At 36.9% G+C, this 15,045-nt stretch carries 14 protein-coding genes; 8 read left to right on the forward strand and 6 right to left on the reverse strand.

Features of this window, described 5'->3' with window-relative positions; genetic code table 11:
* The first annotated feature begins 30 nt into the window (after positions 1-30).
* From BUA03_RS07580 to BUA03_RS07590, 3 genes are all read left to right on the forward strand, one after another.
* Entirely contained in the window at positions 31-810 is a 780-nt protein-coding gene (locus BUA03_RS07580; RefSeq protein WP_066080750.1) for a hypothetical protein, read from the forward strand.
* A 134-nt stretch (positions 811-944) separates the two neighbouring features.
* A complete protein-coding gene (locus BUA03_RS07585; RefSeq protein WP_066079758.1) occupies positions 945-1,895 on the forward strand; it encodes a GSCFA domain-containing protein in 951 nt (316 codons plus the stop codon).
* A 2-nt stretch (positions 1,896-1,897) separates the two neighbouring features.
* Positions 1,898-2,518, forward strand: a complete 621-nt coding sequence (locus BUA03_RS07590; RefSeq protein WP_066079756.1) for a DUF4230 domain-containing protein — start codon at positions 1,898-1,900, stop codon at positions 2,516-2,518.
* 73 nt (positions 2,519-2,591) lie between these two features.
* On the opposite strand, the gene BUA03_RS07595 is transcribed toward BUA03_RS07590, so the two are convergent.
* From BUA03_RS07595 to BUA03_RS16665, 6 genes are all read right to left on the reverse strand, one after another.
* Positions 2,592-4,349: an aromatic amino acid hydroxylase gene (locus BUA03_RS07595; RefSeq protein WP_066079753.1), complete on the reverse strand. Its 1,758-nt coding sequence runs from the start codon at positions 4,347-4,349 to the stop codon at positions 2,592-2,594.
* 225 nt (positions 4,350-4,574) lie between these two features.
* Entirely contained in the window at positions 4,575-5,708 is a 1,134-nt protein-coding gene (locus tag BUA03_RS07600) for an esterase-like activity of phytase family protein (protein ID WP_066079751.1), read from the reverse strand.
* Positions 5,709-5,759: 51 nt separating this feature from the next.
* Entirely contained in the window at positions 5,760-6,161 is a 402-nt protein-coding gene (locus BUA03_RS07605; RefSeq protein ID WP_066079748.1) for a group III truncated hemoglobin, read from the reverse strand.
* 59 nt (positions 6,162-6,220) lie between these two features.
* On the reverse strand, positions 6,221-6,757 hold the full coding sequence (locus tag BUA03_RS07610) for a DUF4136 domain-containing protein (RefSeq protein WP_066079746.1): 537 nt from the start codon (positions 6,755-6,757) through the stop codon (positions 6,221-6,223).
* Between the two features lie 49 nt (positions 6,758-6,806).
* On the reverse strand, positions 6,807-8,789 hold the full coding sequence (locus BUA03_RS07615) for a urocanate hydratase (protein ID WP_066079743.1): 1,983 nt from the start codon (positions 8,787-8,789) through the stop codon (positions 6,807-6,809).
* 119 nt (positions 8,790-8,908) lie between these two features.
* A complete protein-coding gene (locus tag BUA03_RS16665; protein WP_169807441.1) occupies positions 8,909-9,085 on the reverse strand; it encodes a C1orf53 family protein in 177 nt (58 codons plus the stop codon).
* Between the two features lie 121 nt (positions 9,086-9,206).
* Here BUA03_RS16665 and BUA03_RS07620 point away from each other — a divergent pair, with 121 nt between their 5' ends.
* The 5 genes from BUA03_RS07620 to hemL all read left to right on the forward strand — a co-directional run bounded on the left by BUA03_RS07620 (position 9,207) and on the right by hemL (position 15,038).
* Positions 9,207-9,548, forward strand: coding sequence for a hypothetical protein (locus BUA03_RS07620; RefSeq protein WP_066079741.1), 342 nt, complete (start codon positions 9,207-9,209; stop codon positions 9,546-9,548).
* Positions 9,549-10,000: 452 nt separating this feature from the next.
* Entirely contained in the window at positions 10,001-11,833 is a 1,833-nt protein-coding gene (locus BUA03_RS07625; protein ID WP_082854322.1) for a T9SS type A sorting domain-containing protein, read from the forward strand.
* 87 nt (positions 11,834-11,920) lie between these two features.
* Positions 11,921-12,817, forward strand: coding sequence for a 1-aminocyclopropane-1-carboxylate deaminase/D-cysteine desulfhydrase (locus BUA03_RS07630; RefSeq protein WP_139255625.1), 897 nt, complete (start codon positions 11,921-11,923; stop codon positions 12,815-12,817).
* Complete coding sequence (locus BUA03_RS07635; protein WP_066079735.1) at positions 12,810-13,721, forward strand: glucosaminidase domain-containing protein; 912 nt, start codon at positions 12,810-12,812, stop codon at positions 13,719-13,721. The genes BUA03_RS07630 and BUA03_RS07635 overlap by 8 nt, the downstream gene beginning before the upstream one ends.
* A gap of 30 nt (positions 13,722-13,751) precedes the next feature.
* The gene (gene hemL / locus BUA03_RS07640; RefSeq protein ID WP_066079732.1) at positions 13,752-15,038 is read left to right on the forward strand and encodes a glutamate-1-semialdehyde 2,1-aminomutase; all 1,287 of its coding nucleotides are present in this window, start codon (positions 13,752-13,754) and stop codon (positions 15,036-15,038) included.
* Positions 15,039-15,045 lie beyond the last annotated feature (7 nt).

Genomic DNA, 15,045 nt, shown 5'->3' on the forward strand with positions numbered 1-15,045 from the left:
ATGGAAAGGAGAATGGCTTTATTTTTTAAAATGAAAAGATCAAAAAAAATAGTTTGTTTACTATCGGTTTTCATATTGACACTTTTTTCGTGTTCAAATGATGATAACAGTAGTATCAAATTACTGCAGAAGATGGTTGAGACTTCAGAAGGAGGTCTTCCAGAAACAACATTGTATGTTTATAACGGAAATGAATTAGTTAGTGTTGACAGTGCTAAAAAGCGAACTGACTTCACGTATACTGCGGGTTTAATTACTAAAACTGTAACATTCAATAAAATGAACCAGTCTCGTGAGACTACTGAATATAGTTATTTAAAAGATAAAATAGTTGAAGTTGCATCTGTAGGTAAGTATCGAATAAGTTACGTTCATAATTTAGATAAAACGGTTTCTTACCAGAAAATCACATTTGCCTCGGGAAATCAAGAGGTAAAGGAATTCCACGGCACATTGTATTTTGAAAATGAAAATTTAATAAAAGACGAAAGAATTGCAGACAACACCGCAACAGGCGTTACTTCAATTTACAGTATTAGTTTTGATTATGATGCTAATAAAAATCCACTTTTTCATATAAAAGGACTCCGCGAATTATTAGATCACAATGAAAAAATTTCCATTAACAATAGTTTAATTAACATTGAGACTACAAGTCTTACACAAGACGACCAAATAATAAGCGCTGCTGCGTTATATAAAAGTATTTTTAAATACGATTTGGATAAGTATCCAACAGAACGAGTTTCAGAAAATGCAATACTCACCAATGGGAATAGAGGTTATTTAAAAACAGAATATTTCTACTAAAAAAAATTAAATTTATTTCTTAAAACCCTTTCAATAGTGCTAAACAATGAAAGGGTTTTTTTATACCCATAAAAAAGAGGCAAACGTACAATAATTGCCTAAAATAATTGAAATTTGTAGTAAATAGAACAGCCATGCATTTTAGAACTCAAATCCCAATTCTTAAAAGTATTTCTCCAGTTGATTACAATTCTAAAATAGTCTCATTAGGTTCTTGTTTTGCGGTTAATATGGCAGAGAAATTAGATTATTTCAAGTTTAGAAATAGCTGTAATCCCTTTGGAATTCTATTTCATCCTTTGGCGATTGAAAAGCTTCTGGATTTTGCTGTTTCTGGAAAGCAATTTACTGCTAATAATGTTTTTTTTCACAACGAACGCTGGCATTGTTTTGATGTGCATTCTGATCTGAGCAATCCTAATAAAGAGGAATTAGTAGCAGCTCTAAATTCAATTATTATAAATACTAGAAAAGATCTAGAGCAAGCTTCACACCTAATTATCACGTACGGAACGTCATGGGTTTATAGGGATATTGAAACTAACCAAATTGTAGCTAACTGTCATAAGATTCCGCAGAAGCAGTTTGAGAAAGAATTGTTATCTATAGAAACGATTCAAAAATCAATTGAAAATACCATTGATTTAATCGAAAAGGTCAATCCAAAGTGCAGTATTATTTTTACGGTTTCGCCGGTGCGGCATATCAAAGATGGTTTTGTAGAAAATCAATGGAGTAAAGCGAATTTAATTAGTGCGCTTCATCAGACTTTTGACTTGCGACTTTCGACTATAAGTTATTTTCCTTCCTACGAAATCATGATGGATGAACTTCGGGATTATCGCTTTTATGCCGAAGATATGCTGCATCCCAATCAAGTAGCAATCGATTATATTTGGAAACGATTCCAAGAAACGACCATTTCAGAAACTGCTATGACCACGATGGAGGAAGTTGGGAACATTCAAAAAAGCCTTTCTCACAAGCCTTTTAACCCAAAATCAGAAAGTCATTTAAAGTTTGAGACGAAACTTAGGGAAAAAATCACTATCTTAGAAAATCAATATTCATTCATGAAATTTTAGTTATGCTTAGAAGAATACTTATTGGACTCGCAGTGGTTGGTGGAATATTTTTATTGTTCAAATACTGCGATTTTAAAAAAAATGACGACCAAGACATCACCTACAACACGAATCTCATTCAACAGCAAATTCTGAACGTAGGGAAGCTCGTGGTTACTGAAGGACATTTCTCCGAAGTTATTACCTATAAAAATCAGCAAAAATACTTGATGGATATGCTTTCTTTCGAGAAGAAAGCGTTGGTTGTTGTCAATGCCGATGTGACTGTCGCGTATGATTTGCACCTCATGAAATATGAAATAGACTCCATTAATAAAACAATTACGATTGTTAATATTCCAAAAGCGGAAATTAAAATCAGTCCAGATATTCAGTTTTATGATGTGGAGCAAAGTAAATTGAATCCGTTTACCGGAGATGATTACAATAAAATCAATAAATCAGTAAAAGCGAACTTGGCAAAAAAAATTGAGAAATCATCTTTGAAAACCAATGCGCAAAATAGATTAATAAGTGAATTGTCTAAACTGTTAATTACTACAAGTCAGTTGGGATGGACCCTAAAATACGATGGAAAAGTGATTGAGACCGAAAAAGATTTTGGAAAGCAAATCAAAATGTAATTTAAAATAGTAACCGCAGATTCACTGATTTTAAATAGTTCTAAAAATCTGTGAATCTGCGGTTTATTTTTATCTAGGCTTTCTCACTGTGAAAAATCAAATCTAAACCTCCAGCAATCAAATGCGATACTTCAGGTCTTTTTTGTTTTAATTGATCCAGATAAACCAGTAGTTCTTGTAACAATTGTGGCTCATTTCTATCGTTTAAAAGTTCAATAATTTCTACCGCTAACAACCAATCTTGTGGGTGATTTGTTTTTAGTTTTTCAAAAACTGAAACTAATGAAGTTTCCGTGTCGTTTGTTTCTCTACTATTTCGAACCGTTTGGTACAAAACCTCTAGATCATCGCGCACAGCCGAATGCTTGGCTTTTATCGTTGTGCTGGACGGAAGAGGTGAAATCAAGTCAAAACTATTCACGTCTGCAGGACCTGAAAAAGCAGAGGTCACTTTCTTTCCCACTGCCATATCATAGATGCCCCATTCTGGTTGAAACAAAACTGTTTCGCCATGCGTAACTGTACAGTTTTTAAAGCGAATCAACGTGATTTCTCCTTGCAAGTTGCGGGAACCCGTAATGATTTCGCCTTCAACAGCAATACCGCCTTCAAACTCCAGTTTCACCGTTTTAGACTCGAGAATATCGTAGGCATTTAGGTCCTTTGGACTCATGTCTTCAATAGCAAGATTGATGCCTTCTAGTTTTCCTATCGGACTTCCAAAACCTTCCGAGTGTGTCAGAGTACCATGACCAACCAATTCTTTTTCTCTATAGGCCAAAGCTGTTTTGCCAGTAGTTTGAACGTAAATAGGTTTGCCGTCCTGCTCAATAACCGAACTGAAAACACCCGATATTTGCAAACCGGTACTCAATTCAATTGTTCCTAGAGCATTCGAGTCGATCAGTTTGTTAATGCCCGATAAACCCCCGGTGCGCAACGCCATTTTAGTAGCAAATTCCTCTAAAACCAAATTCAAGTACGCAAATGTAGGCGTAACATACAATTGCGGTTGCAGTTTAGTAATATCAAAATTTTGTGTAGCAGCCGAAATATCATAGGGGATTTTAGTAACCTCAGGAGTCATGCAGTGCGCACTTTCACCTATGGACGATAGCAAGCCAGCGCCGTAAATCTTTGGATTTTCCACTGTTCCGATCAAACCGTATTCCACCGTCCACCAGTGCAGGTTCCGTATTTGGGCCATTTCAGATAGTTCGCCCATGTTATTCTGCAAATCTTCCACCGCTTTTTCAGCAGAATCAATCGTAACTTGTGGCGTATCTTCGGCCTCTTTCACAATCGAAAGCAGTCGAATCGCTTCGTACATTTCGTAGTCTTTGTGCGAAGAAATCGCCTTGCAGCCTATCTCTCCAAAACGGCGTAAGTATTCCGCATACTCAGGATTGGCAATAATGGGTGCGTGACCAGCACCTTCGTGAATAATATCTGGCGCAGGAGTGTATTCTATATGTTCAAGTTGACGAATGTCAGAGGCGATTACAAGCACATTATACGCTTGAAATTCCATAAAAGCATTAGGCGGAATAAAGCCATCTACCGCAACCGCAGCCCAACCTATTTCGGTTAAAATACGATTCATTCCATACATACTCGGGATGTTGTCCACTTCAATTCCAGTCTTTTTTAAGCCTTCTAAGTAGGAACTATGCGCTACTTTTGATAAATACGCTACGTTTTTACGCATCACATAACGCCAAACCGCTTGGTTTATAGGTGTGTAGTCGCTATAATCCTGAGGCTTAATAAATTGTCGTAAGTGCTTTGGCAATCGGTCTAGTAACGGATTGCTTTCTATAGTTGAGTTCATATCGAAAACGTTGTAGTTTTACTGCAAAAGTACGAATTTCAGGAGCCATTTCCCGCTTTTCATTGCAAGTTTTTGTAAACCCATTTGTTTTTCTAATGTTCCCGCAGGAGCTTCCTCCGGTCGCTCTGCGGCAACAAGAAAAACGAAAACGGCTTTTACAAAAAGCTTTCCATTGCAATCGGGGCTAGGGTAGGTGTACTTTAAAAGAGAGCTTTCAATACATACTTACCTCACCACCTCAAACAAAAAAACCTGCGTTTTTTGCTTCTCTGAAAAATTATTATCAGATACCAAAACTAAAGATTGATTGCCATTAGCCAGTTTTGGACCAAAAGTAATTCCTTCCACATTGTCAATAAATAGACCCAAATCATCCATGTTTAGAATCAGTTTTTTGGAGGCTAATGCTACCCTTTGATTTTGTAAGGAAATATAATTTTTAATATCAGTAGCCTTTTTCAAATCACATAAAAATAGTTTTATCGTGCAGGCTTGCGTTCCAGTAGAGTAGGAGCGCTCTACTACCAGCAGTTGATTTTTGTCATAATACTGAATTGCCGAAACACCATTGACTGCAAAGCTCCCTTTTGGATTGGGTTCAAGAGCAATTGGTTCTAATTTATAGCCAAACTGAGCGGTGTTCTTTTTTGTTTTAGCATCAAATTGATAGAAACGAATCAAGCCGCCATAACTGGTACTGGATTGTGAGCCATCTTCAAAAAGCGGTTCTTCAGTATGCGTATACATGGTTTTAAATTTTGAATCAAAAGTAATTCCTTCCAAAGTGCCATTATTTCTGGGACCTTTTTCAGTTTGTTGCATTTTTAAATTTTCTGGTAGCGTATTGGTGCTTATAAAATTACCTTGTAGATCCATCAAATTCAAGGAAGGATTTTGCAGAACTTGTTTGTCTCCAGTAAGTACTCGAGCACCTTCACTGCTCCAAAGTAAGGTGTTTGTTCTTGGATTGTAGCGCATGTCTTCGGGATCTGCTGAAGTAGCGGGTGTGTTACTCCAATTGCCATAAGCAGTTCCGCTTTCATTTTTTAGGATGATTACGCTTTGAAAATCGATACTTTGTATTTTACTTTCAAGTAGCGGAATTTTAGCGGTATAAAATCTAGAATCATTAAACACGGATCTATCGTCGCAAATGAGGTAGTACAAATCCTTTTTTGCATCATAATCGATACCGGATAAACCACCTACTTTCGTATTTTGGAATTGTGCATCAAATGGAATTTCAATAGAGCTAAGTAGTTTTAAACTAGGAACCGACTTGCTTTCAGCACCTTGTTTTAAATTGGAACAGGAGAAAATAAAAAAAGGAAAAACGAAAAGGAAGACTAAATTACGCATAAAAAGGAATATTGTAATGGGGAAAACGGCATTATTGTAGATATGAAAATGCTACAAATGGTTCGTTTGATTCTTCTCGGCATTGCGGAAATAATCAATTTTATAATTAAACATTTCTGCCATGTTTTTAGCGCGCAACTTGGCTTCATCAGCTAACGGACCTGTAAATAAACTATCGGTAGTTTGAGTAAAAATTTCCATCCAACGATCAAAATGTTCCTTGGAAACGGGTAACTGTTTGTGTGGTGGAAAAGGACTTCCGGAGTAAGAATGCACTTCAAGTAAAATCGTTTCCCAAAAACCATACATTTTTTGCAGATGTTCTGGCCAGCGATTGCCTATTTTTTCGTTGAAAATGGGTCCAATGAAGTCGTCTTTTTGAACTTTAGAGTAAAAAGTATTGACTAATAATTTAATATCTTCCAGTGTAGAAATGTCGTGGTGTGGTGTCATAATTGGATATAAAAAAGCCTACGCAAAGGTAGGCTTTTCTGTTTAAATGTAATGGGTAACTATTTTGCTTTCGGTGGGAATTGCTCTAATATTTTAGCGACAAATTCATTAATTCGATTTTCTTTATTTTTTCTGTTTTCTGTCAGATATCCAATGCCTTCGCCCTGCCATACTAATTCTTTTTTCTTACCGTCAATTAAATCTATATACAAAGTTCCTTCCGTTGAGGACGAAGCAATAGTGTTTTGTCCTCCCCACATGAAAGGATTCCAGCCCCAACCCCAACCGTATCCCCAACCCATGTTGAATTGATTGACATCTATTTTCTCTCTTTCTTTAGTGAGAATGTTGATTAGTAAATCAGGATTTTCACTTTTGGTCATTCCTTTTTTACTTAATTCCCGATCAATGGCGTTGAGTATTCTTTTCTTGTCCAATTCTGAAATTTCAACTTTATCAATTCCTTTTTTATGAAAGGCGTACGTTTTGTATTGACTAAAATCTACTTTATTATCAAAATCAGAATATACTCTTACAGAACTACAAGAGGCAACTACTAAAAGCAGCAAGACGGGGAGGAGTTTAATTGTTTTCATAATGTATTTTTTTGATAATTAAATTTTGATTAAAGATAAGTCCAAAAATTTAGAAATCCAACAAATCATCTGCGACCAAAGTAGGGAGGGTTACTTTCAATAAAGGTTCTGTCTCCATCGCTCTTTTGATGGCAAATACCGCTCCTTCATTTCTAGCCCAACTTCGTCTCGATATTCCATTGTTGACATCCCAGAAAAGCATTGATGCTAAGCGTTTTGAAGCTTCTTTAGATCCATCAAGAACCATACCAAATCCACCGTTAATTACCTCGCCCCAGCCAACGCCGCCGCCATTATGAATAGATACCCAAGTTGCACCACGGAAACTATCTCCAATTACGTTTTGAATCGCCATATCAGCTGTAAAACGAGAGCCATCATAAATATTTGAAGTTTCTCGGTAAGGGGAATCAGTGCCAGAAACATCATGGTGATCCCGACCTAAAATTATCGTTCCTATTTCGCCATTGGCTATAGCCTGATTAAAAGCTTCCGCAATTTTTACGCGACCTTCGCTATCAGCATACAGGATTCGGGCTTGCGAACCTACAACAAGCTTGTTTTCTTGTGCTCCTTTGATCCAGTGAATATTATCTTGCATTTGCTGCTGAATTTCTACTGGAGCTGTTTTTGCCATTTCTTCCAAAACCTGGCAAGCAATTACATCTGTTTTGGCTAAATCTTCTGGTTTTCCCGAAGCGCAAACCCAACGAAATGGACCAAAACCATAATCAAAGCACATAGGTCCCATAATGTCTTGTACATAACTAGGATATTTAAAGTCAATCTGGTTTTCAGCCATAACAGCAGCACCGGCGCGGGACGCTTCTAACAAGAACGCATTTCCATAATCAAAGAAATACGTTCCTTTGGCAGTGTGTTTGTTGATAGCTGTCGTGTGACGACGTAGTGTTTCTTGTACTTTTATTTTGAATAAATCAGGACTTGATGCCATCATTATATTTGCTTCTTCAAAAGTAATATCAGCAGGATAATAACCACCTGCCCAAGGATTGTGTAACGAGGTTTGATCGGATCCTAAATCGATATGAATATTTTCTGTATCAAATTTTTCCCAAACATCGACTACATTTCCTAGGTAGCCAATAGACACGATTTCTTTGTTGGCTTGCGCCAAAGCAACTCGTCGCACTAATTCATCTGCGTTTTCTATTACTTCATTGATCCAGCCTTGACTGTGCCGAATGTGGGTGATTTTTGGATTTACCTCGGCACAAACGGTAATGCAGCCCGCAATATTTCCTGCTTTTGGTTGCGCACCACTCATTCCGCCCAAACCTGAAGTGACGAATAATCCTCCTTTTGGACTTCGTTTAATTTTGCGGAACGCATTCAAGACCGTAATTGTTGTTCCATGTACAATTCCCTGCGGACCAATATACATGTAACTCCCTGCTGTCATTTGTCCGTATTGCGAAACGCCTAAAGCATTCATTTTTTCCCAATCGTCTGGTTTAGAATAATTAGGAATAACCATTCCATTGGTCACGACAACTCTGGGTGCTTCTTTGTGGGAGGGAAATAAACCCATAGGATGTCCGGAATACATGGTCAAGGTTTGTTCATCGGTCATTTCAGACAAGTACTGCATCGTTAAAAGGTATTGTGCCCAGTTTTGGAACACAGCTCCATTACCGCCATACGTAATTAATTCATGCGGATGCTGCGCCACGGCATAATCCAGGTTGTTCTGAATCATCAGCATAATGGCTTTTGCTTGTTCGCTTTTTCCAGGATATTCTCCTATTGGTCTCGCAAACATTTTGTAATCTGGTCGAAAACGGTACATGTAAATGCGGCCGTAAGTTTCTAGTTCTGCTGCGAATTCTCCAACTAATTCAGTGTGATGTTGTGCCTCAAAATAACGTAAAGCATTGCGCAACGCTAATTTTTTTTCTGCTGTTGATAGGATATCTTTGCGCTTTGGAGCATGATTGATATCGGTTTCGTAGGGTTTAGCTTGAGGTAAAACGGAAGGAATTCCTTGTTGTATTTGTTGTTGAAAAGTCATTTTACGGGTGCTTTTTGTTTGCATGAGAGATTGAACAATTGTTGGAACTTTTTTTGTCTGGTGTAGTAAAAAAAACTTAACGTAAAAGTCCGCATTGCCACGGCGAATATGGTTAAAAACTATTTTTTAATCGTTCCTGTTTTTTTATCAAATCCATAGGGACAATGTCTACAACCGCTTTTACAGCAATAACCCCTTTTTAAATGGTGCTTTTCAGTGAAGCATTTATAGCCTTCAGGTGTATAATAGAAATCTTCCCCTTCTGTCATTTTATTTTCCTTACTTTGTTCCATCATAATTGGGATTGTTCTGTGGTGCGTAGTACCAATTTTTTCAATGAACCGCAGCTCTCAAACGATTGCGTTTTTGATTAAAGGATACGCCTTTATCAATACAAATTTATAAATTTTATAGCGAATGTTTCTAATTGTTGCTAAATATTTAATTCCGAAAGGATATCGCGGTGTCACTCTATTTCCGTTTGTATTGTTAAAATACCGGGAAGATTTAAAAGACACTACTCTGATCAATCACGAAAAAATCCATCTGCGGCAGCAAGTAGAACTTTTGATAGTGCCGTTCTTTATTTGGTACCTGTTGGAATATAGTTTTCGGTTGTTCCAATATAAAAGCGCCAATCTCGCTTACAGAAACATTAGTTTTGAAAGAGAAGCTTATGCTAATGAAAAGAATAATCACTATCTAGCTAGAAGATCTTTCTTTCGGTTTTTAAATTATGTAGTCCTACGTAAAAAATAACTGCATCGAAATAAAGATAGTACTATTTTTATACTTTTTGGCACCTCCTTTCTAAGGCGCACTCTATTTAAAGCTTACTCGTTTTTAAGTCTCATTTAAAGTCTTTTTTGATACTTTTTTTTCGAGTCTTTATTTGGATAATTTCCGATTCCTCTTCAAATTAATTTTATAAGAAAATAAGTATTTAAAATCAAAAAAGATGTACTTAAACGATTATTTGTACTTTTTATCGGTATTAATGACGTTTGCTATTGTCTTTTTATTGTAATTTTAGAAGAAAATACGAGGTTTTGTATTTACGTTATCAAAAACAAAACCATTACATGCACTAGCTAACCTATTTTTTTAGATATAAGGGATTCATTTTTAGACTTTAAAGCAGTCCTGTTCTTGTAAGGACTATCGTATGTAAAACAAATAAATAAGCATTAACTCAATTAAATTATACGGTTATGGAAAGAGAACTACTTAAAAAAATAATGGTATTAGCAACTGTGCTTTTAGTTCAAAATTCAGTTGAAGCCCAAATGTATGTTAGTGCTAATAGTTCCGTTTTTGCCAGCAACGAGGTTGTTTTTATTGGGCAAGATTTGGCGTTAAATGCCGCTACTAGTACTTTTTATTTGAGGGAAAATGCACAGCTTTTACAAGGTTCGACAAGTGTTGGAGCGAATAAAGGAGTAGGTAGTTTGTCCGTTTTTCAAAAAGGATCAACAAATAATTTTCAATACAACTATTGGTGCTCGCCTGTAGGAGGCACTGTTGGAACTGCCGGAAATTCGCCTTTTGGAGTGACGCAACTTAAAGATATTGACGGTTTGATCACGTTCAAAGAGCCTACTATGTTGCCTTTGAACAACTATAATGGGACTGCAAGTCCGTTAGCCATAGCTCCTTTTTGGATTAATAAATTAACAGCTTCATCGGACTATTCTAATTGGATTCAGGTGGGATCTAGCTCTAGTCTGAATGCCGGAGAAGGATTCACAATGAAAGGAACGTCAGGAACTAATGGGTTTACGGTCAATGGAGTTCAAAATAACCCGGGAAGCCAACAGCGTTACGATTTTAGGGGGAAGCCAAACGATGGTACTATTTCCATACCTGTTGCAATTGCGCAATTTACTTTGACTGGAAATCCGTATCCTTCTGCAATTGATTTATCTGCTTTTCTATTGGCTGAAAACAATTGTAGTGGTATTGCTTATTTTTGGGAACAAGATCCTACTGTGAATTCGCATTTTATAGCAGACTATAAAGGAGGTTACGCGACGTTCGCTCCAGGAGATTTAGGAAGTTCTGGAGTTTATGTACCAGCGACATTTTATTCTTATGACGGTTCTGGAAATGAAGGAACGGCTGGTGTAAATGGGGCTACTTATGAAAGACGTTTTTCGCCAATAGGGCAAGGGTTTCTAATTGATGGTATTGCAAATGGGGTGGTACAGATGAAAAATGTTTACAGAGTGTTTGTCAAAGAAACGCCACCTGTTGAGTCTCCAAGTAAAATGATGTCTACTGCAAAAGCAAAAAGTGCTACGGGTTTTATGACTGCAATGCAAGCAGTGTCCGGATTTGATTATGCGACGGTAAGTATAGCTCCAACACCGCAAATAAGATTCAATACCTTGATGAACAATCAAGGCGTGCGACAATTGGCTTTGGCATTAATTCCTGAAGCAACTGATGGGGTCGACCGTGCCATGGATGCGCTGTCTTCTGGAGATAATGTCCAGTCGGATGTTTACTTTGTCATAGACGGCTCAGAGTTTATTATTAATGCTGTAAATTTTGATATTGATAAAAAAATTGCAATTGGTTTTAGAAACGATAAACCAGCCAATTACAAAATCACAGTAAAAGAAATGGTGAACTTTACAGGCGCAAATGCGCTTTATTTGCACGACAAAGTAAAAGACACCTATTATGATATTGTAAATAATTTTCATGAATTAGATTTGCCAACGGGCGAAAATAACTCGCAGTTTGAAATAACATTTAAAAGCAACGGTAACTTGGGTGTTGATGAAGCGGCAGAAGAAAATTTTGTGATTTTTCAAAATAATCCAACTAAAAATGTAGTGATTAGTAACCCTTTACTTATGGATCTTGATACTTTTGGTTTGTATGATGTAACGGGCAAATTGATTTTCGTCAAAAAAGATTTAGGAGTGAACGCCTCTTATCAATTTTCTACTTCGGGATTAGGAGATGGTATTTACATTGTTAAGTTGGTTACCAAAGATAAAGGAGTGGTTGGCAAAAAAGTGATCATTAAAAACTAAAACTCATTAAAATAATTCAAAAATGCAATCTGAAGTGGTTGCATTTTTTTATATTTAAGCTTTACCTTTGTACCAAAAGCAATTCCTTTGAATCAAAAGTTGATAACATCATTTTCGAACTCTATTTCAGTACAAATCAAAAGAGAAGATTTGATTCATCCTTTTGTTTCTGGAAATAAGTTTAGAAAGCTCAAATACAATTTACTTCAAGCCAAGGCAGAAAATCAACAAACCTTGCTTACTTTTGGAGGTGCTTTTTCCAATCATATTGCTGCGGTAGCTTTTGCAGGCAAAGAACGAGGATTCAAAACTATTGGAATCATTAGGGGAGATGAATTAGCACAGAAAGTCAGTGACAATCCCACCTTGTTATTTGCCCAAAATTGTGGAATGCAATTAAAATTTATTTCGAGAGAAGCCTATCGCTTAAAAAATGAAGCATCGTTTGTTGAATATTTAAAACATAAATTTGGAACGTTTTATCTTATTCCAGAGGGCGGAACAAATGCGCTAGCAATCAAAGGCTGCGAAGAAATAATTACGTACGAAGATGCTGATTTTGATTATATTTGTTGTTCCATAGGGACTGGCGGTACCATTTCGGGAATAATTAATAGTGCTTTGCCGCATCAAAAAGTTTTAGGTTTTCCTGCATTAAAAGGGGATTTTTTAAAAGAGGAAATTCGTAATTTTGTGCAAAATGAGAATTGGGAGTTAATTACGGACTATCATTTTGGTGGATATGGAAAAATAAATGCAGAACTAGTGCAATTTATAAATCATTTTTATGCTGAAAACCAAATTCCTTTGGATCCTATTTATACTGGTAAGATGGTTTTTGGCGTTATAGATTTGATACAAAAAAATTATTTCCCTGCAGCATCAAAAATTTTAATGATCCACACTGGAGGAATTCAGGGAATTCAGGGAATGAATATTAAATTAAAAAACAAACAGTTACCAACAATAGATACCTATGTTTAAAAAAATCCTACTCCTTTTTACCATACTTACTTTGATAGGCTGCACTGCCACTAAACCAGTTATTTTAACCACCAAAAAAGCACCTTTAAAATCAAAAACGGAGGTTGTCAGAACGGTCAGAAAGACAAACACAATTACCCCAAATAGAACAAATAGCAGCGCCTCGATTCCAATAAAGGCGGAATCCAAGAAAAATGATACAGAAACAATCGTTTCCACTTCAAAAACCGTAGTCACAAATGATATTGTTCGCGTTTACATTTCTAAGTATAAAGAGGTGGCAATGGGAAATATGCGAAATTACGGAATCCCAGCAAGTATTATATTAGCACAAGGAATTTTAGAATCGGGTGCAGGAAGAGGCGATTTAGCGATGAATGCTAACAATCATTTTGGTATAAAGTGTCATGTAGGTTGGACGGGAGATAGTATCAAACATGATGATGATGCAGCACAAGAATGTTTTAGGAAATATGATAATCCATCGGAATCATTTAAGGATCATGCTGTGTTTTTAACCGGAAGAAGCAGGTATGCAAAACTTTTTGGATTTTCAAAAGGCGATTATAAAGCTTGGGCCAGAGGGCTTAGAACCGCTGGATACGCGACAGACCCTAAATATCCAGATAAATTAATCTCCTATATTGAGCGGTACAATTTATATCAGTATGACAATCAGGTTTTGGATGTCAATTATGTTTCCAATGAAAAACAGCTGGTAGAGGAACTCACCATCGAAGCCAGAAATCCTGTCAATACTAGTTTGGGTTCCTACGTAGTTCAAAAAGGAGATACGCTCTATTCGCTTTCTAAAAAATTTGAAGTACGCATAGAAGATTTAAAACAAAGAAATAATCTTTCTGACAATACACTTTCTATTGGGCAGAAACTGGTCGTAAAATAATTTGAAATAATGATAACTTATAATTCATAAATGGTATACAAAAGAAGTAGTCAGCTTTTTGCTGAAGCAGAACAAGTAATTCCAGGAGGTGTCAATTCCCCAGTACGTGCCTTTAAAGCGGTGGGTGGAACGCCAATTTTTGTAAAAAGTGCCAAAGGAGCCTATTTGTATGATGAAGACGGAAACCGTTTAATAGACTATATCAACTCTTGGGGGCCTATGATTTTAGGACATGCTTACGAACCGGTGGTTCAAGCCGTGATTGAAAAAGCGAAATTAGGAACTTCGTTTGGAATGCCAACAGAATTGGAAACGCAAATTGCAGCTTTAGCCGTTTCGATGGTTCCAAATATCGATAAAATTAGATTTGTAAATTCCGGTACCGAAGCCTGTATGAGCGCAGTTAGGCTTGCTCGTGGATTTGCCAAAAAAGATAAAATAATCAAGTTTGCAGGTTGTTATCACGGCCATTCCGATTCCTTTTTAATTCAGGCGGGAAGTGGAGCGATTACTTTCGGTTCCCCAAACAGCCCAGGCGTAACAGCAGGAACGGCTAAAGATACTTTGCTAGCAACATACAACGATTTAGAAAATGTGGCGACTTTAATTGAAGCGAATAGAAATGAAATTGCGGCGATAATCGTAGAACCAGTTGCTGGAAATATGGGATGCATTCCGCCAAACAAAGGATTTTTGGAGGGCTTACGCCAAATGTGTACTGACAATGGCATACTGTTGATTTTTGATGAGGTAATGACCGGATTCAGACTTGCAGCAGGAGGTGTTCAAGAATTACTCCAGGTAGATGCTGATATCGTCTGTTTCGGAAAAGTAATTGGCGGAGGATTGCCCGTCGGAGCTTTTGCGGCACGTGCTGAAATAATGGATTATTTGGCTCCTTTAGGTCCCGTTTACCAAGCAGGAACGTTGTCAGGAAATCCTTTGGCCATGGCTGCAGGATTGGCCATGCTGCAAGCGTTAGATGCTGATCGCGCTATTTTTACCCGCCTAGCAGCAAAAACAGCGTATTTAGCCGCAGGAATTAATGCCGTTTTGAAGGCAAATCAGGTTGCTTTTACAATTAATACTATTGGCTCCATGATTTCCGTACATTTTGATGCAACTCCAGTTGTAGATTTTAAAACAGCTGCAAAGGGCGATAACGAAACGTTTAAGAAATTCTTTCACGGTTTGTTGCAGGAAGGAATCTACATAGCGCCATCGGCATACGAAACGTGGTTTATAACGGATGCCTTAACCTATGAAGATTTAGACTTTACTATTCAAGCAGTAGACAAAATTTCTAAAACATTTTAAACAAAAA

The sequence above is a fragment of the Flavobacterium fryxellicola genome (genome assembly GCF_900143245.1).
GTDB classification, from domain to species: Bacteria; Bacteroidota; Bacteroidia; order Flavobacteriales; family Flavobacteriaceae; genus Flavobacterium; species Flavobacterium fryxellicola.